The sequence below is a fragment of the Leptospira yanagawae serovar Saopaulo str. Sao Paulo = ATCC 700523 genome (genome assembly GCF_000332475.2).
GTDB lineage: Bacteria > Spirochaetota > Leptospiria > Leptospirales > Leptospiraceae > Leptospira_A > Leptospira_A yanagawae.
Genome location: NZ_AOGX02000024.1, coordinates 452,500 through 475,968, shown reverse-complemented (window position 1 = coordinate 475,968; position 23,469 = coordinate 452,500). Strand labels below are relative to the sequence as shown.

24 protein-coding genes and 1 pseudogene are annotated in these 23,469 nt (G+C 42.3%); 19 read left to right on the top strand and 6 right to left on the bottom strand.

The genetic code is table 11. The annotated features are described in order from the left end of the window. Positions 1–6: 6 nt before the first annotated feature. Positions 7–2,253 carry a phosphoribosylformylglycinamidine synthase subunit PurL gene (gene purL, locus LEP1GSC202_RS13965; protein WP_015678060.1) on the bottom strand — a complete coding sequence of 749 codons (2,247 nt, stop codon included), beginning with the start codon at positions 2,251–2,253 and terminating at the stop codon, positions 7–9. Positions 2,254–2,263: 10 nt separating this feature from the next. Then, complete coding sequence (locus LEP1GSC202_RS13960) at positions 2,264–2,743, bottom strand: flavin reductase family protein (RefSeq protein WP_015678079.1); 480 nt, start codon at positions 2,741–2,743, stop codon at positions 2,264–2,266. 106 nt (positions 2,744–2,849) lie between these two features. On the opposite strand from LEP1GSC202_RS13960, the gene LEP1GSC202_RS13955 reads away from it, so the two are divergent. The 4 genes and pseudogenes from LEP1GSC202_RS13955 (at position 2,850) to LEP1GSC202_RS13940 (ending at position 6,313) form a co-directional block, all read left to right on the top strand. After that, positions 2,850–3,224, top strand: a complete 375-nt coding sequence (locus LEP1GSC202_RS13955; protein WP_015677981.1) for a Fur family transcriptional regulator — start codon at positions 2,850–2,852, stop codon at positions 3,222–3,224. A gap of 43 nt (positions 3,225–3,267) precedes the next feature. Beyond that, a pseudogene (mutL, locus tag LEP1GSC202_RS13950) lies at positions 3,268–5,085 on the top strand (DNA mismatch repair endonuclease MutL). Positions 5,086–5,145: 60 nt separating this feature from the next. Next, a complete protein-coding gene (locus tag LEP1GSC202_RS13945; RefSeq protein WP_039929022.1) occupies positions 5,146–5,751 on the top strand; it encodes an RNA polymerase sigma factor in 606 nt (201 codons plus the stop codon). Between the two features lie 4 nt (positions 5,752–5,755). After that, positions 5,756–6,313 carry an LIMLP_12425 family protein gene (locus LEP1GSC202_RS13940; protein ID WP_015677979.1) on the top strand — a complete coding sequence of 186 codons (558 nt, stop codon included), beginning with the start codon at positions 5,756–5,758 and terminating at the stop codon, positions 6,311–6,313. A 4-nt stretch (positions 6,314–6,317) separates the two neighbouring features. Here LEP1GSC202_RS13940 and LEP1GSC202_RS13935 read toward each other — a convergent pair whose 3' ends face one another. Both LEP1GSC202_RS13935 and hpf read right to left on the bottom strand, forming a co-directional pair. Continuing rightward, a complete protein-coding gene (locus LEP1GSC202_RS13935; RefSeq protein WP_015678078.1) occupies positions 6,318–7,190 on the bottom strand; it encodes a hypothetical protein in 873 nt (290 codons plus the stop codon). A gap of 6 nt (positions 7,191–7,196) precedes the next feature. After that, positions 7,197–7,484: a ribosome hibernation-promoting factor, HPF/YfiA family gene (gene hpf / locus LEP1GSC202_RS13930; protein WP_015678361.1), complete on the bottom strand. Its 288-nt coding sequence runs from the start codon at positions 7,482–7,484 to the stop codon at positions 7,197–7,199. Positions 7,485–7,561: 77 nt separating this feature from the next. Here hpf and LEP1GSC202_RS13925 point away from each other — a divergent pair, with 77 nt between their 5' ends. The 3 genes from LEP1GSC202_RS13925 (at position 7,562) to LEP1GSC202_RS13915 (ending at position 10,210) form a co-directional block, all read left to right on the top strand. Beyond that, the gene (locus LEP1GSC202_RS13925) at positions 7,562–8,350 is read left to right on the top strand and encodes a hypothetical protein (RefSeq protein ID WP_083930026.1); all 789 of its coding nucleotides are present in this window, start codon (positions 7,562–7,564) and stop codon (positions 8,348–8,350) included. After that, positions 8,350–9,936 (top strand): glycoside hydrolase family 57 protein, encoded by a 1,587-nt coding sequence (locus tag LEP1GSC202_RS13920; protein WP_015678121.1) that lies wholly within the window; start codon positions 8,350–8,352, stop codon positions 9,934–9,936. The genes LEP1GSC202_RS13925 and LEP1GSC202_RS13920 overlap by 1 nt, the downstream gene beginning before the upstream one ends. 67 nt (positions 9,937–10,003) lie before the next feature. Next, positions 10,004–10,210, top strand: coding sequence for a hypothetical protein (locus LEP1GSC202_RS13915; RefSeq protein ID WP_039929021.1), 207 nt, complete (start codon positions 10,004–10,006; stop codon positions 10,208–10,210). An 85-nt stretch (positions 10,211–10,295) separates the two neighbouring features. On the opposite strand, the gene LEP1GSC202_RS13910 is transcribed toward LEP1GSC202_RS13915, so the two are convergent. Continuing rightward, positions 10,296–10,733 (bottom strand): SET domain-containing protein, encoded by a 438-nt coding sequence (locus tag LEP1GSC202_RS13910; protein WP_015678381.1) that lies wholly within the window; start codon positions 10,731–10,733, stop codon positions 10,296–10,298. A 105-nt stretch (positions 10,734–10,838) separates the two neighbouring features. Here LEP1GSC202_RS13910 and LEP1GSC202_RS20040 point away from each other — a divergent pair, with 105 nt between their 5' ends. The 11 genes from LEP1GSC202_RS20040 to LEP1GSC202_RS13860 all read left to right on the top strand — a co-directional run bounded on the left by LEP1GSC202_RS20040 (position 10,839) and on the right by LEP1GSC202_RS13860 (position 21,599). Beyond that, the gene (locus LEP1GSC202_RS20040) at positions 10,839–10,991 is read left to right on the top strand and encodes a hypothetical protein (RefSeq protein ID WP_015678387.1); all 153 of its coding nucleotides are present in this window, start codon (positions 10,839–10,841) and stop codon (positions 10,989–10,991) included. 23 nt (positions 10,992–11,014) lie between these two features. Then, positions 11,015–11,482 (top strand): 6,7-dimethyl-8-ribityllumazine synthase, encoded by a 468-nt coding sequence (gene ribH / locus LEP1GSC202_RS13905; RefSeq protein WP_015678320.1) that lies wholly within the window; start codon positions 11,015–11,017, stop codon positions 11,480–11,482. Beyond that, the gene (nusB, locus tag LEP1GSC202_RS13900) at positions 11,479–11,901 is read left to right on the top strand and encodes a transcription antitermination factor NusB (RefSeq protein WP_083930025.1); all 423 of its coding nucleotides are present in this window, start codon (positions 11,479–11,481) and stop codon (positions 11,899–11,901) included. The genes ribH and nusB overlap by 4 nt, the downstream gene beginning before the upstream one ends. Before the next feature lie 8 nt (positions 11,902–11,909). Further along, positions 11,910–14,018 (top strand): tetratricopeptide repeat protein, encoded by a 2,109-nt coding sequence (locus LEP1GSC202_RS13895; protein ID WP_015678089.1) that lies wholly within the window; start codon positions 11,910–11,912, stop codon positions 14,016–14,018. After that, a complete protein-coding gene (locus LEP1GSC202_RS13890) occupies positions 14,015–14,842 on the top strand; it encodes a class I SAM-dependent methyltransferase (protein WP_039929020.1) in 828 nt (275 codons plus the stop codon). Before LEP1GSC202_RS13895 ends, LEP1GSC202_RS13890 begins: the two co-directional genes overlap by 4 nt. Before the next feature lie 8 nt (positions 14,843–14,850). Then, positions 14,851–16,452, top strand: a complete 1,602-nt coding sequence (locus LEP1GSC202_RS13885) for a DEAD/DEAH box helicase (protein WP_015678362.1) — start codon at positions 14,851–14,853, stop codon at positions 16,450–16,452. 80 nt (positions 16,453–16,532) lie between these two features. Continuing rightward, positions 16,533–17,528, top strand: coding sequence for an N-acetylmuramoyl-L-alanine amidase (locus LEP1GSC202_RS13880; protein ID WP_039929070.1), 996 nt, complete (start codon positions 16,533–16,535; stop codon positions 17,526–17,528). Further along, positions 17,503–18,330, top strand: coding sequence for an LIC_10740 family protein (locus LEP1GSC202_RS13875; protein ID WP_015678156.1), 828 nt, complete (start codon positions 17,503–17,505; stop codon positions 18,328–18,330). Before LEP1GSC202_RS13880 ends, LEP1GSC202_RS13875 begins: the two co-directional genes overlap by 26 nt. 330 nt (positions 18,331–18,660) lie before the next feature. Further along, positions 18,661–19,506: a flagellin N-terminal helical domain-containing protein gene (locus LEP1GSC202_RS13870; RefSeq protein WP_039929019.1), complete on the top strand. Its 846-nt coding sequence runs from the start codon at positions 18,661–18,663 to the stop codon at positions 19,504–19,506. A 174-nt stretch (positions 19,507–19,680) separates the two neighbouring features. After that, positions 19,681–20,529, top strand: a complete 849-nt coding sequence (locus tag LEP1GSC202_RS13865) for a flagellin N-terminal helical domain-containing protein (RefSeq protein WP_015678044.1) — start codon at positions 19,681–19,683, stop codon at positions 20,527–20,529. A gap of 197 nt (positions 20,530–20,726) precedes the next feature. Continuing rightward, positions 20,727–21,599 (top strand): hypothetical protein, encoded by an 873-nt coding sequence (locus tag LEP1GSC202_RS13860; protein ID WP_015678176.1) that lies wholly within the window; start codon positions 20,727–20,729, stop codon positions 21,597–21,599. A 100-nt stretch (positions 21,600–21,699) separates the two neighbouring features. Here LEP1GSC202_RS13860 and LEP1GSC202_RS13855 read toward each other — a convergent pair whose 3' ends face one another. Then, positions 21,700–22,113, bottom strand: a complete 414-nt coding sequence (locus LEP1GSC202_RS13855) for a tetratricopeptide repeat protein (RefSeq protein ID WP_244147728.1) — start codon at positions 22,111–22,113, stop codon at positions 21,700–21,702. 75 nt (positions 22,114–22,188) lie between these two features. On the opposite strand from LEP1GSC202_RS13855, the gene LEP1GSC202_RS13850 reads away from it, so the two are divergent. Then, the gene (locus LEP1GSC202_RS13850; RefSeq protein ID WP_015678330.1) at positions 22,189–23,463 is read left to right on the top strand and encodes an adenylate/guanylate cyclase domain-containing protein; all 1,275 of its coding nucleotides are present in this window, start codon (positions 22,189–22,191) and stop codon (positions 23,461–23,463) included. Positions 23,464–23,469 lie beyond the last annotated feature (6 nt).

The window sequence follows — 23,469 nt, the reverse complement described above, 5'->3', positions numbered from 1 at the left end:
AGTTGTCTATTCGAAATAGGATTTGAGACCTGATTCAAATTCGACTGCAAGTGATTTTGTTGTCCATTCCCAATGGAACCCATCTCCTTTTACAGAAAGGGAAGACTTGGTACTAGAAGTCCCTATCGGAAAAAAAGACAAACCTTTTGCTGTGAAGGCTTCACTTACCTTGGATCCATCACTTGGCAAAAAACTCACGATAAAACTAGCACCAGTTTCACCAAAACACAAGGCATCAAGCCTTTCCTGTTTGGTTTGTAAGGCACTGAGATTGACTTCGATTCCTTTATTTCCCGAAATCACAATTTTTGCCAATGCGACAAGTAGTCCACCGAGTGACAGATCTTTTGCGGAAGAGAGAAGGCCTTTTTTACGGCATTCGATGAGACTGTCTATGGTTTGTTTTTCTTTTTCTAAGGAAACCTTTGGAATCACACCAGTATCTAGGCCTTGTGACCTATACAAATATTCAGACGCAGAGATCGTTGGTTGGAAATCACCAACGAGTGCGTACTGAACCACTTCATTTGTTTTGGGATAAGTGCGTAGTCCCTTTGCCACATCATCAATCACACCTACCATACCAATCGTAGGTGTGGGAAACACAGGACCTTCTGGGGATTCATTATAAAAGGAAACGTTTCCTCCCGTGACAGGAAGGCCAAGGTAACGGCAAGCATCTCCCAGACCCCTCACACATTCGCTGAATACATAATAATTTTCCGGAATGTATGGGTTACCGAAGTTGAGATTATTTGTCACACCATATGGTTCGGCACCTGTTGCTGCAACGTTTCTTGCTGATTCACAAACAGCAATTTGTGCCCCTTCATAAGGATTTAGATACGTATAACGGGAGTTACAATCTGTTGCGACCGCAATTCCTTTTTTGGTTCCTGGAATTCGTACAAGGCCACCATCTTCACCAGGTTCCACTACTTTCACAAGACCCACTTCTGTGTCATATTGTTCATAAAGAGGCCTTCTCGAACTGATATTGAGAGAGGAAAGTAGGCTTGTGAGTGTTTGCGGGACAGTGTCAGGTTTTAAATCTGGAATTGAGTTTACATCAAATTTCGCCACCTCATCCAGGTAAGATGGTCTTTTTTCTTCTCTTACATACCGAGGGGCACCACCACCAAGGACAAGGGATTCGGCAGGGATTTCCGCTTTGAGGGATCCATTTTTACGAATGCGTAAAATGCCGTCAGCTGTGACGGTTCCGATCTCGACAGCATTTAACCCCCATTTGTGGAAGATGGATACCAGTTCTTCTTCTTTGCCCACTTCTGGAATGACTAACATTCGTTCTTGGGATTCGGATAACATAATTTCATAAGCGTTCATGTCAGCTTCACGAAGTGGAACCTTATCAAGGTCCACATCCATTCCCGTTTTCCCTTTGGCACTCATCTCGGAAGTAGCACAAGAAATTCCGGCTGCTCCCATATCTTGGATGCCCACAAGTAAATTCTTTTGGATGGCTTCTAGGGATGCCTCCATCAGGAGTTTTTCCATAAAAGGATCTCCCACTTGCACTGCAGAACGTTTTTCTTCGGATTCTTTTGTGAGATCTTTAGAAGCGAAACTTGCTCCATGGATTCCATCACGGCCAGTGGTGGCACCAACGATGTACACTTTGTTCCCAACTTTTCCTTTCGTAGAGGCAGAAGCCATTTCGTTGTGTTTGGCGATTCCCACGGTCATCGCATTCACAAGTGGGTTTTTTGTGAAGGTTGGGTGGATGAAAAGTTCGCCACCACCAACAGCAATGCCAAGTGAGTTCCCATAATCACCGATCCCTTTTACGGCACGAGTGAGAAGGTATTTGTTTCGAGGTTCTTTGGGGTCACCAAACCGAAGTGAGTTGAGGGATGTGATGGGACGAGCACCCATCGTAAAGATATCACGCATGATCCCACCCACACCAGTAGCAGCACCTTGGTAAGGTTCAACGGCAGTTGGGTGGTTGTGGCTTTCAATTTTGAATACTACGGCAAGGCCATCACCAATGTCCATGGCCCCTGCATTTTCTTCTCCAGCCTGTGCGAGTAGTTTGTCAGATTTGGTAGGAAGTGTTTTTAACTTTAAAATGGAATTTTTATAAGAGCAGTGTTCCGACCACATGGCAGAAAAAATTCCCAGTTCGGTTGAGTTTGGAATCCTTCCTAAGATTTTTTGAATTTCAACAAATTCAGTTTCGGTAAGTCCGTGTTCTTTTGCCTCTTCCAGACTAACTTTCTCTTTTTCCATGTGTGTTTCCTTAAACGAGTTCCCTATAATTGCGATTGAAATAGAGAAGGGGAGATCCCTCTTTTGTGGCCACAGCTTCGACAAGTCCAATGAAGATCCAATGGTCGCCAGCATCAATGATCTGGTGAACAAGGCAGTCCAATGAAGCCAAAGATCCCTGTAAAATGGGGGCTCCGGTGGAAAGTTTCCCTGGGTTTAGGCCTTCCAAAACAACCGCTTTGTCCAGGGAACCAGAAGCAAAATCAGCGGAAATTTGTTTTTGTTCGGAAGAAAGAATATTCACAGCAAACTTCCCTGCCGATTCGATGGCAGTTTTTGCTTTGGAATGTTTTGCCAAACAGAATAAAACTAACGGCGGTTCGAGGGAAACAGAAGAAAAACTGGAAACGGTCACTCCGCCTTTTTGTTCCAAGGATTCGTAGGTGATGACGGAAACTCCCGATGCCCAAAGGGAAAGAGAGGTTTTGAACTGATCGATTGCAACTGGCATAATGGCTCCGTATTGACAAATATCAATTTCTGGAAGGATTCTAAAATCGAAATTCCATTTGACCCTTTGATAATTTTACGAGTCTCATAGAGGAAAGGGCACACCTATGAAAGCATTGACGAAACACAGAGAATTGATTTTACAAGACTTACGAGATAGACATGACCATCCAACTGCAAAAATGGTATTTGAGTCTGTTCGGGACAAAGCAGACAAAATCAGTTTCGCTACCGTATACAACTCATTGGAATACTTGGTAGTGCACAAAATGGTGAACAAACTCAATATTGAATCGGAATCGGTTCGGTATGATGCCTTTTTGGATGACCATTCCCATTTAATCTGCCAATCATGTGGGACCATTTTAGATGTTCCTGCCCTCAAACTCTCCGAAACCACCGATTGGAAAGCGATGGGATTTGTAGCAGACCACATTGACATTGTGGTGGGTGGCACTTGTTCCTCTTGTATATCCCACTAAATTGTAATGGATAGGGAGGTTTCCCCTCCCAAGCTTGCCCTATATGGGCATCATCCATTCCCTCTCTCCCGACCTCATCAACCAAATCGCTGCGGGAGAAGTCATTGAATCCACTCACTCCATCCTAAAAGAACTCATCGAAAATTCCATCGATGCTGGTGCTAAAAAAATTGAAATCGCGACAGAAAGTGCAGGTCTAAGCCGCATCCTTGTTTCGGATGATGGGCATGGGATCGAGAAAGACGATTTACCCCTTGCGATCAAACGCTATGCAACCAGTAAAATCCAAAACTTTTTTGATTTAGAACACCTCTTTACCTTTGGGTTCCGAGGGGAGGCCCTTGCTTCCATTGCGTCTGTGTCAAGGCTTGTGATTGAGTCGGGGACGGAATGAAACCGGATGGCAAACCGTGTGGTTGTGGAAGAAGGAAAGATTGTATCCGAAGAAGAGATTCCATTTTTCCAGGGAACAAAAATTGAAATTAAGGATTTGTTTTACAATACGCCTGTTAGGCGAAAATTTCTAAAAACAGAATCGGGGGAAGAGAAAAAAAATAGATCCCGTTTACAAACCATGGCTCTTGGCGAACCTTCCGTTGGGTTCCGGTATGTTCAAAATGGAAAAGAAGTGTTCCATGTCCAAGCGGAAGAACCTTTAGAGCGAGTCCTTTCGATTTATGGCGAAAACCTGAGAGACCATTTGCTTCCAGTCCACTCCAGTCGAAATGGAATGACCTTACGTGGGTTTATCTCCCATCCTGATTTTTATAAATCCTCAAGGACTGGGCAGTTTTTTTTCGTGAACAACCGTTCGGTGGAACTGAAATTTTCTGCACAAATTTTAAAACGATGTTACGGGGAATTATTGCCAAGTGGTGCCTTTCCGTATGCATTTTTATTTTTTGACTTGCCACGCGAGTTTGTGGATGTGAATGTCCACCCACAAAAAAAAGAAGTTCGGTTTTTATCGGAAGAAACCATCACAGGGATGTTATACCAGGGCATTACGGATGTTTTACGGACCTCCACTCCCGTTGAATTTTTGGAGATGCGCCGAAGGCTTTCCATGCCCATTCCTTATGACAATACAGGCGACAAATCGCAGTTTGGTGGTGGTGGTTTTGGTTTTGGCAACGGGAATTTTGAAGAAGGGGGAAACAGGCAAGTCGAAGGAAGTCCACTTCTCGGACCCAGTTCCATCGAAGGACGAGCCGGTTTTTCTTTGGAAGGGATTGGGGCAGGAACAAACTTACATTTATTAGGTGATCATCCAACCAAACACAATTTGTTTGTCCCGAAAAAACACTATGGTGTGATCTTTGAAACCTTTATTTTAGCGGAAGCAGAAGATGGACTCTACATCATCGACCAACATACGGCCCACGAACGGATCCGTTACGAAGAAGTATTACGGGACCTCAAATCCAAAGCCTACAAATCCCAAAGTTTACTCACACCCATCCGTTTGGAACTGACCAAAGAAGAAGCGGAAGAGATGGTTCTTTTGAAAGATCGGTTTTCGGAACTTGGGATCACACTGGAACCCTTTTCAGGTGGGACGATCCTTATCCGTGAAGTTCCTTCTTACATTGATCCAGGGAAAGAAACAGAAACCATCCTCGATCTTTGGGAACGTTTCAAATCCAAAGATCCGGAAGAAAAAGAATTGTATGATGAGATGGCAAAATGTGTGGCCTGTCGGTCAGCCATCAAAAAAGGAGACCAGGTTTCTGACCCCATCATCGGGGAACTTTTGCAAAGGCTTTCCTATTGTGAAAACCCATCTCTTTGCCCCCATGGTCGGCCCACTCTCATCAAACTCACACGAAAAGACCTAGAGACCATGTTCCACAGAATCTAAACTGCCAAAACAGTCCGAAAAACATTGATAGATTTATCGGTTTCGAAATTCTAGGTTCTGATGCCAAGACCCCTAGAAGGCAAAAATATGACCCTGCGGGAGAAGGAAAAAATCCTACTCCAAAAAATCAAAGCAGGGGATCCGACTGCCTACATGACCCTTGTCTCTCCATTTCGCGAGAGGCTTTTCCGAAAGGCCGTTTCCATGGTCAAAGACGGCGATGATGCAGAAGACATTGTCCAAGATGCTCTCATTTCCGGTTACAAATCCATCCAAAACTTCCGTGCCGAAGCAGGTGTGTATACCTGGCTTTACCGCATTGTGGTGAATAAGTCCAAGGACTTACTTGCCAAAAAGAAACGTGGCCGTGAAAATCCCATGGATGACTCAGGGGATAACCAATTTGTGGATTCTCGTGTCGGATATGAAAAAAAATTGGAACTTTCTGAGGAATCCAGTTATCTAATGAGTAAGATTGCTCTGTTAGAAGATTCCTACAAACAGGTGCTCGAACTTCGTTATTTTGAAAACCTTTCGTATAACGAAATTGCAGAGATCATGGAATGTAATGTAGGGACTGTGAAGAGTCGTCTCTTTAAGGCGAAGGAGTTTTTGAAGCACCTCATCCAGAAAGACGAAAAGGGAGAAGGTTTCTTTGAAAAATAGGTTTATGAATTTAAAAGATTGGTTTCGTGCGCAATACCCAGGTCTCTTCCCAGAAGACACTGATTCTGTGGTTTTAGAGAATAAAATTTGTTCTCTTTTCCAACACATGAGAGAAAAGGAAGATACCATCCTCCCTCGAATGTCCAAAGACTTTGATGTCCGGTTACTGAATCTTTTAGAATCCGTTTCGATTGACAGGCCTACAGAAAAAAACTCCTTCTTTTCTCTGCGGGATCTGATTGAAAACCGAACGGTTCAGTATTCCTTTTCTGCTGTGATGGCAGTGAGTTTGGTTTTTGTTTTGATGAACCGTAGCCAATCCGAAACCAGTTTCACAAAAAATGATTCGGCTGGTGTTGTGATTGAACAAAACAACTACCAATACGAACCAACCAGCATAGACCTGAGTGAATCCTACCAAAAACGAGTGTTACTCGACCACCTACGTTCAGCACCTGGTTCTGTTTATGGGCTTCGTGAACTGGAACTCTATTATGAAAAAACAGGAAGGGATGCTGCTGCAGAAGAGCTCCACCTTCTCATTGAAACTGTAGAACGATAATCCCTTACACTAAATTTTTGGCAAAGAGTACGGCATCCCGTGAACGGATGTCGTCTGCCGAACCCAGAATCGCAAGGGCAAATTGTTCGATCCTTGCTTCCAATCGGAAATTCCCACCACTCCTTTCTTTACTATCCGTCAGACGTTTTAACTCGGCATACCAAATTTGGATGGTGGCTTCGTCTTTTTTCGTATAGGGGGTAAAAAGTCCCGATTTCCATGCAAACACTGGAACCAGTTCTTTCATCTCTTCTTCTTTTTCACTTAACTCGGTTGCCTTCTGGATGAGCCCTACCATGGGAGGCCAACGAACTAGGGTATGGGGGAAAAGTTGGGGGTCATTGAGGAATGCGGTGCGGTAGTTTTCAATCCCTTCTTTTTCATTCCCAATCATTACCTGGGATTCTGCCAAATAATACAAAAGGGCGGGGGATTGTTTGTTCCCTCCATACAATAACACTTCTAGTGCCATGGGATAATCTTGGATTTTAATGAGGCTGCGAGCAAGGTCACCTAATAGTTCTTTGTCGAGAGCATTTGATCCTTCCCATTGGTAAGCGAGTTTTAAGTGGTCTCTTGCTTCTTTTAGAATACAATCTTGAGTGACAAAAAAACTTTCTGTGTTTTGGAACCCACGTTTGCGAACTTCTGATTCAAAGTCTGAAAAGAGTTGCAGTAATAATTTCCCTCGTTCTTTTCCTTCTCTGGTTTTTAAAATGAGATCAAGTCTATGATCCCAAAAACTTGCGATATAAAAACCGCTGATGGTAGCAATGTCCTCTGGATCTCGATCCAGAAGTACAGAATAGATAGACTTTGCAGTTTCAAACTCACCGTTTCCTAGATAGGTGAGTGCTTCTTCCGACTTCTGGATCATAAGAGATTAGTGTTGGCTTTTTTTGTCGTGGTGTTTACTTGTTTGGGAAATGATTTTGTCTTCTAAACCATCGATACAAACATAAATATCTTTGTCTTGGTTGTGTGCATTGAAGTTGTTTCCATCGGCGTGTAACTTCATGTTAGCGTGGATTTCACCGTGGATGGCTTCGAAGGAAACATCGCAGGATACAATTTTTTGAACGAATTTTGTCACTCGTTCCAATTTTTCATCTGCGTATTTCTCAGCTGCTTCTGACCTGTCTAAATGTTTCCAAGTATAATTGATTTTCATAATTTGTCCCAGTTTGGTATGGAATGATTGTATTTTAGAAAAAAAGCTAACGTCAAATAAAAAAGAATTGAAGGTGGATGTTTCGAGGCATACTCCTTGTAAGCATGGCACCGGGACCAAAAAAAACAAAAGCTGCAAAAAAACAAGCGGCCAAAAAAAAATCAGTCCTATCCTTGCAAAAACAATCAAAACAGGAACCAAACATTCCTCCTTCTGCATCCAAACAGGAAATCCCGAAGGAAACAAAAACTTTGGCTTCCAAACCACTTCCAAAAATTTACAATGATTCCAAATTCACGAAACACCCGACTTATCCCACAAATGATTTGGTCAAAGTACTTGTACGTTCCCCAAAAGAAGCCTTTGTCTTTTGGAAATTTTCCCCAACCACTTTAGAGAAGATCACCAATGATTTGGATGTTCCGAGTACGAATCGTCTCAAGTTTCGATTGAAAGTAGAATACCAAAATGTATTTGGAAGTGACCGTGTGGAATGGTATGACCTTCCTCCTTTTACCGAATCGTATTATTTAAAGTTTATGTTTCCTGTGCGAAATGTGCAATGTAAGCTTTATGTTTCGAATGGAACGAAAGAAATCCCATCCTTACATGCGACAGGAAAGGATCTTCCCCAAGGGACTGAGTCTTTCCGTTTAGACAAAGAATGGATCCACCCTAAATGGGTAGAGGATGGACTGGTTGTAGAAAGTCCTGGTGGTAAGTTTTACTTTCGGGATGAAAATGCAAATGCCTATTACGTAAATCCAAGAAACCAAAATGGAAACAGAGACCAAGTTTTAAACCCAAAACCGAATGAGAATTTTCCATTCGCCAATGGATCAGGATCCGGAAAAGGAATCCTTTGATGGAAAAAATTGTCAAAGGGCATTTGGTTTTTGTCCTCCATGCCCACCTGCCTTTTGTTAGGCACCCTGGTTACGATACTCCCTTTATTGAAGAAAACTGGTTGCATGAAGCCATTCTCGAAACGTATATCCCTCTCATTCGAGTCTTCAGAAATTTAAAAAAAGAGTCGGTTCCATTTCGGATTACGATGTCCTTCACACCAACACTGTCTCTAATGTTGACAGATGAGTATTTACAAAATCAGTTTCGTAAGTACATAAAAAATTTAATTTCTCTTGCCAAACACGAAACGAAACGAACCAAAAACGAGCCTCACTTACAGTATTTGGCATCACGTTACCTCGAACATTTTTTGGATACCGAATCCATCTTTGAAGAAACAACCGGAGATTTGACGAAGTTATTTTTACCGTTTATCGAATCAGGGGAATTGGAAGCGTTGACTTGCCCTGCCACACATGCCTTTCTTCCCTTTTACGATTCAGAAAAGTCAGTCTTTCGGTCCCAATTGAAAAATGGCCGGCGAACCTTTAGACGCATTTGGGGAAGGGACCCAAAAGGCATTTGGCTTTCGGAATGTGGGTATACGGAATCCATTGAAGAGGAACTCGATCGGGAAGGTTTTCGGTATTTTTTTGTGGACACACATGGAATCACACACGCAAGTCCTAGGCCAAAATTTGGAGTGTATGCTCCCGTGGAAGTGGGGAGTGGAGTGTTTGCCTTCGGGAGAGATCCTGAGAGTAGCAAACAGGTTTGGAGTTCGATCGACGGGTATCCTGGGGACTTTCGTTACAGAGAGTACTACCGTGACATTGGGCATGACCTTCCTTGGGATGAGATAGCACCTTACCTCCATTCCAATGGGATCCGCATCAATACGAGTATCAAGTACTACCGCATCACAGGGAAAACATCGGACAAAGATTACTACCACCCTGATTGGGCGATGGAAGCCGCGGGAAACCACGCAGAAGATTTTTTACGAAACCGAATCAGACAAGCGGAACACCTGTATGCGACAAACAAACAACCATCAGTTGTTGTATCCCCGTATGATGCTGAGTTATACGGTCATTGGTGGTATGAAGGCCCACAGTTTATCGAATTTTTATTCAAAAAAATCCACTTCGACCAAAATACCATCAAACTCTCTCACCCACTCGAAGCGGCAAGGGCACTGCCTCGCATCCAATCTGTCGAAATGAAGATGTCGAGTTGGGGAGAAAATGGGTATGGGGAAGTGTGGCTCGGTACAAGCAATGATTGGATTTACCCTTTGGTCCATGACCTAAGCATTCGGATGCAAAAACGTGTACATGAATTTGCCAATGGCACGGAAGGACAAATCCGTATCTTAAAACAAATGGGAAGGGAACTCTTACTCTTACAAAGTAGTGACTGGGCCTTTATCATGAAAACAGGTACTATGGTGGACTATGCCATCCGGCGTACCAATGTGCACACCAATTTGTTTTTGGCGCTGGAAGCGATGCTCACAGGGCCTGTGGACTTAGCCGTTCTCGAAGCGGCAGAGGCGGAAAATAACGTTTTTCCCGACATCCGGCCTGAAGATTTTCGTTAGAATCATTCTAAAAGAATTTGCCATGAATCAGAGGGTTTTGGAAACTGGAGGAGATCGGAGGGTGTTTATGACGAAATTTTACCGTTTTCCCTTAGTTCTATCCGCGCTTTTTATCGTGGGCAACATTGTTTTCTGCCAGTGGAACCACCGCGAAACCCAAGAAGGGGTATTCCGCATGAATGATTCTGTCATTCGTTATGTGGAAACTCTGGAAGAAGCAGAAAAAGGTGAGATAACCCGAAAACCATCCGGATTTGGTCAGGGCATTTTATAAAGAGCAAACCGAATGCAGTTTTTGCCCGCAAAATCGAATGGATCCCTTGCGGGTATTGTTACTCGTCCAAGTATCGAAAACCGAATCACTTCGGTTTGAAATCAACGTTATCCCAATAGTCCTTTCCATAATCAAAAAAGATCTCTTCCCCTTCCTTAATTGTTTTTAGGACCTTAAAACGAGCTGTTTTCCATCTGACAGAAGTGATGAGTTCTGCATTGGGTTTGGAAGAATGATTGATATAACGGGTGTAATTTGATTCTTTTCCTTCCCCATAAATCCACCAATCTTTACAGATCCAAAGAAGGTATTTTGAATCCACATATTTGTTTGATTCTGCTTGTTCATCGGTAATGATTTTACCCATGTAATAACCAACAGTATCACCTTTGTATAATGTTTGTTTGGTGAAAAGTCCCATACCAATATTAGGAACAGAAGATGGTTTAACGATAAAATCCTTCTCGGTATACACTACCGGTTTTCTTTTTTTGGCCTTCTTTACAGATTTCTTTTTCTTCATTTTCTACCTATATGACATAAGAGGAAAACAATTCTCCCTTGTAAAGCCATTGGCATTTAAGATTCACCATGTCCCACTCCGAACTTTAAAGGGATAGGGGGGCCTATGATACGGGAACCACAAAAACAAACGGAAGAAAAAACCAATGTTGTGAATTTGGCCATTTACCGAGCCAAAAAGGCACTGGAACGTGATGGTTTTGAAGTGGTGGAAAACCCAGACGGGAAAATTACCCTTGTCATTCGTCTTGCGAAATAAGCCCTCTTTAGGAACTTGGATACATGACAGCACAATTGGAAGGAACACGAATCGGAAACGGACAAAAACATTGTGTCATCGTTTCCAAGTTCAATGAATTCATCACAGAGTCTCTTTTAAAAGGGGCCAAAGACGCATACAGACAACATGGAGTCCAGGACTCTGATGTCACTGTCATCTATGTGCCGGGAGCGTTTGAACTCCCCCAAACCGTGAAACGTGTTTTACAATCGAAAAAATTCCAATTCTCTGCCATCGTTTGCTTAGGGGCAGTGATCCGCGGAGCCACTTCCCATTATGATTTGGTTTCTGGTGAAGCGGCAAAAGTAGGATCGGTTGCCGACGGATCGGTTCCTGTGATTTTCGGTGTGATCACCACAGAATCCATCGAACAAGCGATTGAAAGGGCAGGAACGAAAGCTGGAAACAAAGGGTACGAAGCAGCGACCACAGCCATTGAAATGGCAAATCTTTTCAAAGAGATCGGATGAGTTCCAGACACCGTGGGCGTAGCCTTGCGCTGATGTGCCTCTACCAAATTGATTTGGTGGGGACAGACCCAGACCGAGCGATGAAATTTGATTGGTACGACAAAAAAATCACCCGAGAAGAAAAGGAATATGCTGTCTTTCTTGTGAAAGGAGTGGTTGAAAATCGAAAAGCGATCGATACTCTAATCAAGAAGTATTCGGAGAACTGGGAACTTTCGCGTATTTCCGTGGTCAATCGTTGTATCTTACGTTTGTCGATCCTAAGTTTGCAAAAGGAACCTTTCCTTGCCGCACCCGTTGTCATCAATGAAGCGGTAGAGCTTACGAAGGAATTTGAAACGGACGAATCAGCGCAATTCATCAACGGACTGCTCGATGCCTTCTATAAGAAGGAGATCTTACCTAAAGATTCCCACTAAATAAAGAAATGGATCCCATCCAAAAAAACCGCTTTCGCATTGAGGAACAAACCTCCAAGCCAAGTTATTACCAGGAAGATCCATACTTAAGGAACCTGGGCAAAGAGAAAGAAAAAGAAACAACTTATGAATCAGAAACAACGGTAAGGCGGCCCGTATTATCGTTTTTGTTTTGGTCGTTTCTTGTCCTTCTCGTTCTTGGATTTTTAACCGCCGCTTACTGGTGGTATCTACAAAAAAAACAAAATCCGGAAGAGATTGCCAAGGTCCTAAAAGACTTACCCACAGATAAAAAAGCACTGAACCTCCTTGTTGATAAACCCTATCTTCCAGATGATTCGGTGAACCCAAAACTTGCGGCATGCCTCAATGCCTATCACAACCGTTATGTGAACCGTGTAGGGACTGTTTGTGAAGAATTTTTAAATTCCCCTGGAAGTGATGAAGACAAATCCATTGCCCTAACGGTGCTCGGGGTGATGTATGATGAAGCAGGGCGTTACATCAATGCCATCGAACGATTGGAAAAAGCCATCCAATACGATTCCAAAAACTATTTTGCGTTTTATAATTTGTCTCTTGCTTTCAAACATGCAGGGAAATTTGAAGAAGCAAGGCGTGCCGCACAGCGCGCGAAAGAAATTGCACCGAATGATTACCGTGTTGCCCTCTTACAAGGGAATTTATTCCAGGAAATTGGAGACCCACAAAGTGCCATTGAAGCATACAAGGAAGGACAATCCCTTGCACCAACTGATGTCACACTCACGTATAACCTTGCCATCAGTTACTTAAAACAAGGGAATATCGCTGAAGCCATCGCTGAATTCCAAAAAGTAGTACAAACTGCACCGAATTCCCAAACAGCTGTGTTATCCTACGGACATTTAGGAACAATCTTCTACCAAAGGGAAGATTATGACAGGGCTGAGTATTATTTCCGTGAAGTGATCCGTTTGAAAACAGGGGATGCCAAAGCTTACTATAACTTAGGTTTGGTGTATTTGAAAAAAAAAGTGCCTGAAGAGGCTGCCAAATACTTTCAAAAAGCTCTCGATTCCAATGCCAATGAACCAGAAGTCTACCGTTACATTGCCGATGCGTTTTTGTCCATGGGACAAACCAATATGGCAATCACAGCTTTAAAAAAAGCACTCCTCTTAAAACCGTCAGATGTGGATTCTCTTTTTGCATTAGCCGAGCTCTATTACAAAAAAGGGGAACTTGTGGAAGCAGAAAGCCTATTCCGTCGGATCATCCGCCTAACACCAGGGGATACCTATTCGGAAACTGCTTACGTAAACCTTGGGATCATCTTAGATGAAATGGAACGGTATTCGGAAAGCATCGCTGCCTTTGAAGGGGCCCTTTCCTTAAATCCCAAAAACCAATCGGCGTATTATAATTTGGGCCTTTCCTATTTACATGCAGGGAAACCTACCATGGCGATTGAATCCTTACGTAAGTCACAGGCACTTGATCCCAATCATGTTCCTTCCAGGCTTGCCATTGCGGATTATTATTTAGAAAATCGTTTTTATTCGGAAGCCATTTCAGAATACGAAGAGGCAATTGCTTGGAAACCGGAGCTTTATGAAGCAAGGCTAAAACTTGCCGACGTGTACATCCAAACTAAAAATTACCCGGCCGCCGAAAAGATGTTAGTGTATGTTTTGGAAAATGCAAAGGATCCAAAAGAAATCAAACTCGCTCACAGAAAACTTGCCTTAAGTTATGCAAGTAGTGGGAACACAGGTTTATCGAAACGAGCAAAAGAAGAAGCATTCCGTGCCACCCACATCGACCCTGAAGATATGGAATCAAGGCTTGTCCTTGCTAAAATCCTAATTGATTCAGGATCCCTTGTTGACCGCGAAAAAGCGATCGAAGAATTAACCGTCATCACACGTTCCGATGTCACACCAACCATTTCTTCCAAAGCACATAATTATTTGGGAGTTTGTTATTTTAAAAATGGGGAATTCAAACGGGCACTTTCCAGTTTCCAAACAGCCATCGACTTAAACCCCAGTTTGTCGGAAGCCTATGAAAACAAACGTGCGGCAAGAGCCCAGTATGAAAAATCTTTGGAATCCAAAAAGAGAACCTTTTATTGAGTTTGTTTGCGTTCACTCCCCATCGTAAATTCCCGGAATATTACGAAATCTGCCAACATACTGGTGTTTTGCGATATTTACCGGCAAAACAAAGGGAGTATGGGGACAGTTACTTCATGGAAGAATACATGTCCCAATACAAAAAATCTTATTACGAAGATGAAACAAACCTTCGTAACATGGCAAAACGTCGCCTAACAAATTTAGCAAAGATGGTTCCGTTCGAAAAAGGACAAAGAAATGGGATGTTTCAAAACCATTCCCTTTTGGAGATCGGATCGGCCGCTGGATTTTTTTTAGACGAAGCACGGCAATGTGGCTACCATACTAGAGGATTAGAACTCTCTCCGAAAGAAGTAGAATATTCAAAATCCAAACTAGGACTAACTGTGGAAAGACGTTCGGTCCTATCAGTGGGGGAAGGGGAATGGAACCATTCCTTCTCCGTGATCACTGCCTTTTTTGTGATCGAACACCTTCCCGACATTGAAGGGATTTGGAACCGGCTAAACTCTTGGTTGCAACCGGGTGGGTTTTTGTACCTAGCTGTTCCTTCTAGTTTTGGTCCTAGTTTCCAAACAAATCCAGTCGAATGGTTTCGCACCCATCCCTCTGACCACTTTTTTGACTACTCCGTTCACTCTCTGAAAAAACTCTTGTCAATCCTTGGCTTTGACGTGAACTATGTTAGACCTATGTCGTATCACTCCTACCGGGATTTAGGCCTCCGAGGCAAATTCCCCGAATGGCTGTATCGACTGTATGCAAACCAATTTGCTTATGGTGATACCATCGAACTGATTGCCAGAAAAAGAAAACACTGAAATCCAATATGAAATTTAACGAATTACCTTTCCATGAGTCTCTAAGAAAAGCCCTAGATAAAATCGGCTACACTGAGCTCACTCCCATCCAAGCCAAATCCATTCCGTTCGCCATGGAAGGCAATGACCTCACAGGTCTTGCCCAAACCGGAACAGGAAAGACAATGGCATTTTTACTTCCCACTTTGCATAGGCTCCTATCGGCAGAGGAAGAGGAAGCACTTCCGTATGCACTTGTCCTTGCACCCACAAGAGAACTAACCATCCAAATTGCAGAAGAAGCAAAAAAACTCCTCGAGTTCACAGACTTTGGGGTGGCTACCATCATTGGAGGAACCGATTACAAGTCACAAGAACAAGCACTTGGAAACAAAGCTTGCATTATCGTGGCAACACCTGGTCGGCTCATTGACTTTGTCAAAAACCATGGTCTCTCTTTGGAAAACATCAAAGTGGTGATCTTAGATGAAGCGGACAGAATGTTCGATATGGGGTTTGTCCAAGACCTCAAGTACATCTTCCATAAATGTAAAAATAGAAAACAATCACTCCTGTTTAGTGCCACTCTCAGTTATGAAGTGGTAAGACTTGCGAGCCGGTATTTGAATGATCCCATCGAAGTTCATATCAATCCGGAAAAAGTCATCACGGAACGGATCGACCAAACCCTCTTACATTTGGGAAGGGAAGAAAAACTCCCATACCTCGTCAACTCCTTGTTAAACTACCAAATTGAAGGTCTTGGGATCATTTTTACCAACTACAAAATGAATATCCCAAAGATTGTATCTGTGCTTCGTAAATACGGAATCACGGCAACGGGACTTTCTTCGGAACTCGACCAAAAAAAACGCATCCGCTTACTTCGTGATTTTAAAGCAGGAAAGTACAAATACCTCATCGCAACCGATGTTGCCTCGCGTGGGATTGACATCGAAAACATAGATGTGGTGTATAACTACGACCTACCCCAAGACGCTGAAAATTATGTACACCGCATTGGTAGGACGGCACGTGCTGGTAGGAAAGGACAGTCTATCGGACTCTGTTCTGAGACCGATTACACGGAACTCGAACGCATTGAAAAATACCTCAATTCTAAAATCCCTGTGGGAGAAATCAGAGAAGAATATTTGGAATTCCCAACGGGTGAATTCACACCAGTATTTACCGATGAAGTGATCCCTGGTGAAAAAAAATACCAAGACCGCGAAAGAGGTGGTCGGGGTGGAAAACCAAGGCAGGGAGATCGTTCGAGTCGCCCTGAACGCGGTGGGGATCGCGGCGAACATAGGTCAGGTGATAGGAATCGTCATAAAGGGAAAACGGGAGGCCATCCTCCTGCCAAGATGAGTCACCCCGGTGGGCATCCACACAGTGGAACGGAAGGCCACAAACACCCAGCCAAGATGACACACCATGAATTCAAACATGGTCACCCATCAAAAGAAGGAAAAGGCAAACACCAAAACAAAAAGAAAGAACAAGGGAAGTCGTACCAAAAGAATGACCCTAGACGAAATCTCTTCGATATCAACGAAGTGAAACAATCCAAAAAACAGAAACAATCGATTTGGAAACGAATCCTTTCAATTTTCAAAAAAGATTAATACTCCTTTTTCTTTTCTGTATCCCTACTCTCGTTAGAGGAGAAGTCGCCAAACTTCCGATCTACGGGAAAGGGAACTATATCGCCTTTTCTGATCTTAAATCCATTTTACCAGAGCTTTCCACCAAACTAAAAAAGTACACGAGTGTCGGTGGGATTTATACCCCACAGGGGAACCTACAATTTCGGATTGGAAGTAGCTTTTATACTTTGGATGGTAAGATTTACAAACTCCCTAAAGCCATCTTAAAAAAAGAGGACGAAGTGTACCTCCCTTTGGATATGGTCGAGGCAGTTTTACTCAATTTGATCGCATATGATGTGCGTTACCAATTCAAAGAATCGGAACTCCTTGTACTCATTCCAAAAGAAACCGTTCCCAAACGGAGTTTAGGTGTGAAAGCCATTGTGATTGATGCAGGTCACGGGGGAAAAGACCCGGGGACATCCGATCAAACAGGGTATTTTGAAAAAGAGGTAAGCCTTGGGGTGGCACGGTATACCTATTTGTACTTACGAAAGTACTACCCAGAAATCCGTGTGGAGATGGTGCGAAAAGATGATAGATTTGTGGAGTTAGAAGACCGTTCCAAATTTGCCAACCGGGTGCTTTCCGATACAAGGGACGTGATCTTTATCAGTTTCCATTGCAATGCATCTCTTTCTGACAAAGCGGCTGGATTTGAAGTGTATTACCTCTCTCAGAGTCCTAGTACAGAAACGGCTAGGGAAACGGCCCTCCTCGAAAACCGCACCATTGGAAAACACAAAAACCCAGTGGTCTCCGAGATCCAGTCCCAAATGCTTTCCAGTGTGACCCAAAGGCGATCCAAAAAATTGGCGGATGCCGTGGCAGAACAATACGAAAAGGCTTTGAGTCCTGAAATTCCTTCTCGAGGAGTGAAAAAGGCGGATTTTTCTGTCTTGCGAGGTAGCCTTATGCCTGCTGTACTTGTGGAAATGGGGTATCTGACAAACCCCGAAGAAAGTAAAAAACTCCGTGATAAAACCTTCCAAAAGAAAATTGCTCGGAGTGTGATCAAAGGAATCCATGAATACGCATCTGCAAAAGATTAAAGAATTAATCAATACCTATTGGGAGTTTCTAAAAACGGTATCCCTTCGGTTTTACAAAATTGGAACAGGGGAAACCAAACTCACTCGCGATTTTATTTTTTTATTTGGCTCATGGTTTAGCTTACTTCTCTTTTTTAGTTTTTTCATCTTAGCGGAACAAAATCCATTCCGCTTACTGGTACCCTTTCAATTGTATTCCTATCCATCTCTCGATCATAGAGAACCTATCGTGATTTATATTTCGAATGGAGAAGGGGAACAAATCCCCATCCATCGTAAGGTATTAAAACAGGAAGAAAATAGTGCACTGGTTTACCAAATTGTTGGCGAAGTGGGAGCACCACCTTACTTTGATTCTGTGGAAGCATTGGCAAAGGATGGAAAACTTTTTTCACCTAAAAAACTTTTGGACATTCGTTTTGCTTTAAAACAATCCTGGTTCATAAACAAAAATCAAAAACTCGTGATTGATTGGAATACAAGTAAATTGGAATCCATTATGGAAAAATACCGATTACCCCGCACCAAACAAGAAGGGGAATCACTTGATTCCGACGATGAGAATCCAAATGCACCAGTAGATACCATCACCTATTATACCGGTGGAACAGATACCGGTCCTAAGGAATCGGAAGAAGTTTTGAATAAACGTAGGATCCAAGCGATGGATCAAACCTTACAGGCGTTAAATGCAAGCCTTTTTGAAAATTTTAAAGACATCAAAACCATTGAACATAAATTTTCTGGAAACTTGAATCCAGTGTACCAATGGAATTCCCTCTCACCACTCGCCACCCGCTAATTTTGGGGATTCCCCGCGTTTTTTCTCCATTTTTCAAATTTTGCTTATGGAAAATGGAGAAATACCGATGATCGTATGGGGAAAAATAGAATTTTTTTTAAAAAAAATAAAACGCTAAAGTCAGCAAAATCCTTCAAAATTTGGCAAAAAATGCCAAAATCTTCCAAAAACATATCAATTCCTTCGAATTAATTTCCTATCTCCAATCACCGACATACTAAGGGAATAAATAGAGATTTTAGGCACCAATGGGGCCTGAAAGCCAGACACAAAAAAAAGCGAGAGAAGGGATTCTCTCGTTTGCCAGATCAAGTTTCAAGGAGGAAACCCATGATCATAAACCACAATTTAGCCGCGATCAACTCACATCGCGTACTCAAGTTCCAAAACGAGGAAGTCTCCAAAAATATGGAAAAACTCTCCTCAGGTATGCGCATCAACCGAGCAGGTGATGATGCATCTGGCCTTGCCGTTTCGGAAAAAATGAGAACGCAAGTGAATGGTCTTAGACAAGCAGAAAGAAATACCGAAGACGGTATGAGCCTCATCCAAACAACGGAAGGGTTTTTGCAAGAATCGAATGATATCATTCAAAGAATTCGTACCCTTGCAATCCAATCGTCTAACGGTATTTATACTGAAGAAGACAGACAAATGATCCAAGTCGAAGTATCACAACTTATCGACGAAGTGGACAGAATTGCTTCCCAAGCAGAATTCAATAAAATGAATTTGCTTCTAGGTGATTTTGCACGTGGATCAAGAGCAACCTCTATGTGGTTTCATTTGGGACCAAACATGCACCAAAGAGAAAGAGTGTTCATTGCAACAATGACTGCACGTGCACTTAATCTTAAAGGTCAAAGTGGAGAACTCTTGTCTTTATCTACTGCTGACAAGTCAAATGATGCGATCGGAACTTTGGATGCTGCGTTAACACGTATTAGCAAACAAAGAGCAAACTTAGGTGCCTACTTTAACCGTCTTGAGCATACTGCAAAAGGGCTCATGAACGCTTATGAGAATACCCAAGCTTCCGAGTCTAGGATCCGTGATGCGGATATGGCAGAAGAAACTGTGGCTTTCACAAAGAACCAGATTTTAGTTCAATCTGGAACTGCTATGTTAGCTCAGGCGAATGTTCGTCCACAAGGAGTTCTTTCTCTCCTTCGTTAACAAACGTTAATGAAGTGAGTGGTTAGTGTAACTGAAGAGTTGTAATTAGATAATCAGCCGGCTTTCCCCTGCCAGGTGGCAAAATGAAAGCTCATCCTTGACACCGGACAGGGATTGTCCGGCTAAGAACGAAATACAGACCGTTCTTGGTAATACACAAAGGAGTGTAGGCCAATGATTATCAATCACAACATGAGTGCGATCCAATCACATCGTGCTCTCAAGTTTACACAATGGGATGTAGATAAGACCATGAGGAACCTCTCCACTGGGCAAAGGATCAACCTTGCCGGTGATGATGCTTCTGGTCTTGCTGTTTCGGAAAAACTACGAACACAAATTCGTGGTTTACGTCAGGCGGAAAGGAATACGGAAGATGGATTGAGTTTCATCCAGACTGCGGAGGGTTTTCTCGACCAGTCGGCTGAAATCATCCAACGAATCCGGACCTTAGCGATCCAGACATCGAACGGAATCTACACACCTGAGGACAGGCAACTCGTGCAGGTAGAAGTATCTGCGCTGGTGGATGAGATCGATCGAATTGCTTCTCAAGCAGAGTTCAATAAAATGAAACTGTTTGAAGGAGACTTCGCTCGAAAGTCAACAAAGGCATCGATGTGGTTTCACATGGGAGCAAACGCAAGGCAAAGAGAGCGTTTCTACATTGGAACGATGACTTCGAAAGCTTTAAAGATGTCAGAAGGGGCGATTAAAATTGCACTTTCTACACCTGGAAAAGCTGATGAAGCGATTGCCAAAGCGGACTTCGCCTTGAACAAGATCATGAAGCAGAGGGCAGATATGGGAGCTTACCAAAATAGGCTCGAAAGTACTGCAAAAGGCCTCATGGGTGCATACGAAAATATGCAAGCATCCGAATCAAGGATTAGGGACGCAGATATGGCTGAGGAAATGGTAGCGCTCACGACGAAACAAATTCTCGTGCAAAGCGGTACGGCAATGCTAGCGCAAGCCAGCCTTAGACCAAATTCTGTATTACGACTTTTGAATAACACTTAAGTCGTAAAAGGCAAGAGTTGCCTTAAGACGGTTGCCTCTTCTCGAAGGAAACTTTGGGAAGGGGCTTTTTTCTTTCACCAAGATCCTAAAACAATCACTTTAGACTGATCGAATATTTTTATATAAATATGGATATGTTTTGTTTCACCTAACGAGAAATGTTTGACAGATTAACACCTGAAAGTCGAAGATAATCTATGTTAAAAATTCTGTTTTCTATTTTTATTTTTCTCTTTTTTACGAATTGCACCAATTTTTTTTCTCCGTTTGGAATTAGAGGCGAGGAAGCAAAAAAACAATTAGAAGAACATAGGAACAATTTAAGTTTAGTGAGTTTTTTGGGAATCTTGTCTGCTTCATTTAGTACCACCTCCAGTTCAAATGCAAATTACACTTGCCAAAGCGAATCATCCGCTATCGTTTCTTTTGCAACGCCCACTACTGGCGCAAATTTCAATTTGCCTTCGGTTACAGACTATGTCGATTTAATGGTTACGTCTGGTGGGACTCAGTATTTCCGGTCAAACCAAACAAGTGGTTCCCTTAGGTTCACTGGTAAAATCTTAAAAACACAGAATACTTCTTCTAACGCCATATGTTATTATACCGCAAGTGCTGGTGCATGTGGGACAACGGATTTATCGGGTTTGAGTATTGGTTCATCCATTGGATCGTTTATGACAGTCGACTCAGGCCAGTGTTTGGCAATTCGTTGTTCGGAAACAGCCTACATTCGTTTGAAACAATACAGCATTGAAACCGCAAGTTTGGCAACTCTTGATTCTGTTTCAGGTCTTTTTAATGCTCCTTTTTTATTTGAAGGGATCACGAGGATTGGAGATCGCACATACTACACAATGGAATCTTTTAACAAATGCAAAAAAGAGATTACCAGTTTTGCTTTAATCGAAATCCAATATGCCAGTTTTTTTACAAGCCAATTGGTTGAGGTGGCAAATTGTAACAAACCGAATTCCGCTTTACGGAGTTCGGTTTGGAATCCGGCACTTACATCTTCTTTACAAGCGGATGCCTGTGATTTAGAACCAGTGAGCGCGATTGGTATTTAAGAAAATTTAATTGGGAGTATGGATTTATCCTCGTCATTCACTTCAAGATGAAGGTGAATGGTCAGTTTAAAAACTAAAAAAAGGGATCCGATCAATCCTTCTACTGATAATGATAATAATGGTTGGGATCATCCCATTTTGCTTTTTCTTCTTGTTGCAATCGGTTGATCACAATCTCAACCTTTTTTACTTCTTCTACTCTTTCCATTGAGCTTAGAATCTCTTTTTTAAGCTCGAGGCAAGGGAGAAAGTCTTTCATGATCTCTAACCCTTTGTCGCAATGGACCAGCGCTTCCTGCAATTGGTTTGTTTGGAAAAGAATTTCGGCCATTGATAGCCATACACCATGGGTGAAGGAAGGATCGACCATAGAAAGGTATTCCTTATATAACGATAAGGCAGATTCAATGGAACCCTTCGCCTTTGCATCGTTTGCTTGGTCCAATACTTGAAGTGCTTTTTTGCCATCCACTTGCATCACATCCCATTCTAATGGATAATTACCGATTGTCAATTCGTGATAACCTTTGGAAACCAAAGAAAAATACTTGAATCCTTTCGATTTTAGGAAGGATAATTCACAGTTACAATGGCATGGATTTATTTCTTTTTAGGTGATCCCAAAAAACATTCCCTGGAACATCGACTGTTTAATACAGTTTCGCTTGTGAATGGGTTACTCAATTTATTCGGTGTTTTTGGAGTATTGTACCTAGAAAATTATCTCATCCTCATTTGTTTGAATGTGGGATCAGGGATCCTTATGCTTGCGATGTACTACCTCAGCCGAGTGAAAAGTATTTATTTCATTTTGTATTGGCCTTTCAATTTAACGATTTTATTTTATTTGGCTTCCATGTGGTTCTTTAATGGAGGGTCCATTGGAGGAAACCATTATTATTTGATTCCTTCCCTGGTCATCGCTCTCATTCTGATTAGAAACCATAATGTTTTCTTTGTTTATTCTATTTATATCACTGTTTCTGCTCTATTGTACATTGTGGAATACTACAATAGAGAATGGGTGACTGGGTATGCCAATGAAATGGATCGTTACTTAGATGCTGGTGGGAATTATCTTTTTGTACAAATTTTGACAGGTATTTTGATTTTTATCTTAAGTCGAAATTTAAACATTGAAAGGAAAAAATCAGATGCTCTTCTCCTCAATATTTTACCAGAACCAATTGCGGATGAGTTAAAAAAAGAAGCAAGGGTAATCCCAAAACGTTACGAGGCCGCCTCGGTATTGTTTTGTGATATGGTTGGTTTTACCAAAATTGCAGAAAAAATGAATGCGGAAGATTTAGTACATGAACTGGATCAAATTTTCCGAGCTTTCGATTACATTTGTAAAGAATTTCGAATGGAAAAAATCAAAACCATTGGGGATGCTTATATGGCGGTTGGTGGAATTCCAAAAGAAAACGAATCCAATGCCATTGATGCTGTGTTATGTGGTCTTGGCTTTCAATCGTATATGGCAGAACAAAAAGAAATCCATTCGATTCAAGGAAGGGAGTTTTGGGAAATTCGTTTGGGAATCCATATTGGTCCACTTGTCGCTGGAGTAGTTGGAACGGATAAGTTTGCTTATGACGTTTGGGGGGATACAGTCAACACTGCCAGTCGTTTGGAAAGCAGTGGAGTTGTTGGTGAAGTGAATATCTCTCGTGATGTATATGAAGAAGTGAAAAAAGTTTTTGAATGTGAGCCAAGAGGATTTGTTTCCATCAAAAATAAAGCAGATATCGAAATGTTCCTTGTAAAAGGATTTTTACCTGAGTATATGCACGCCGTAGATCCGAAAAAACCCAATGAATTGTTCCAAAGGATGTACAAAACGGGTGCTTTGTTTTATTAGGATGCC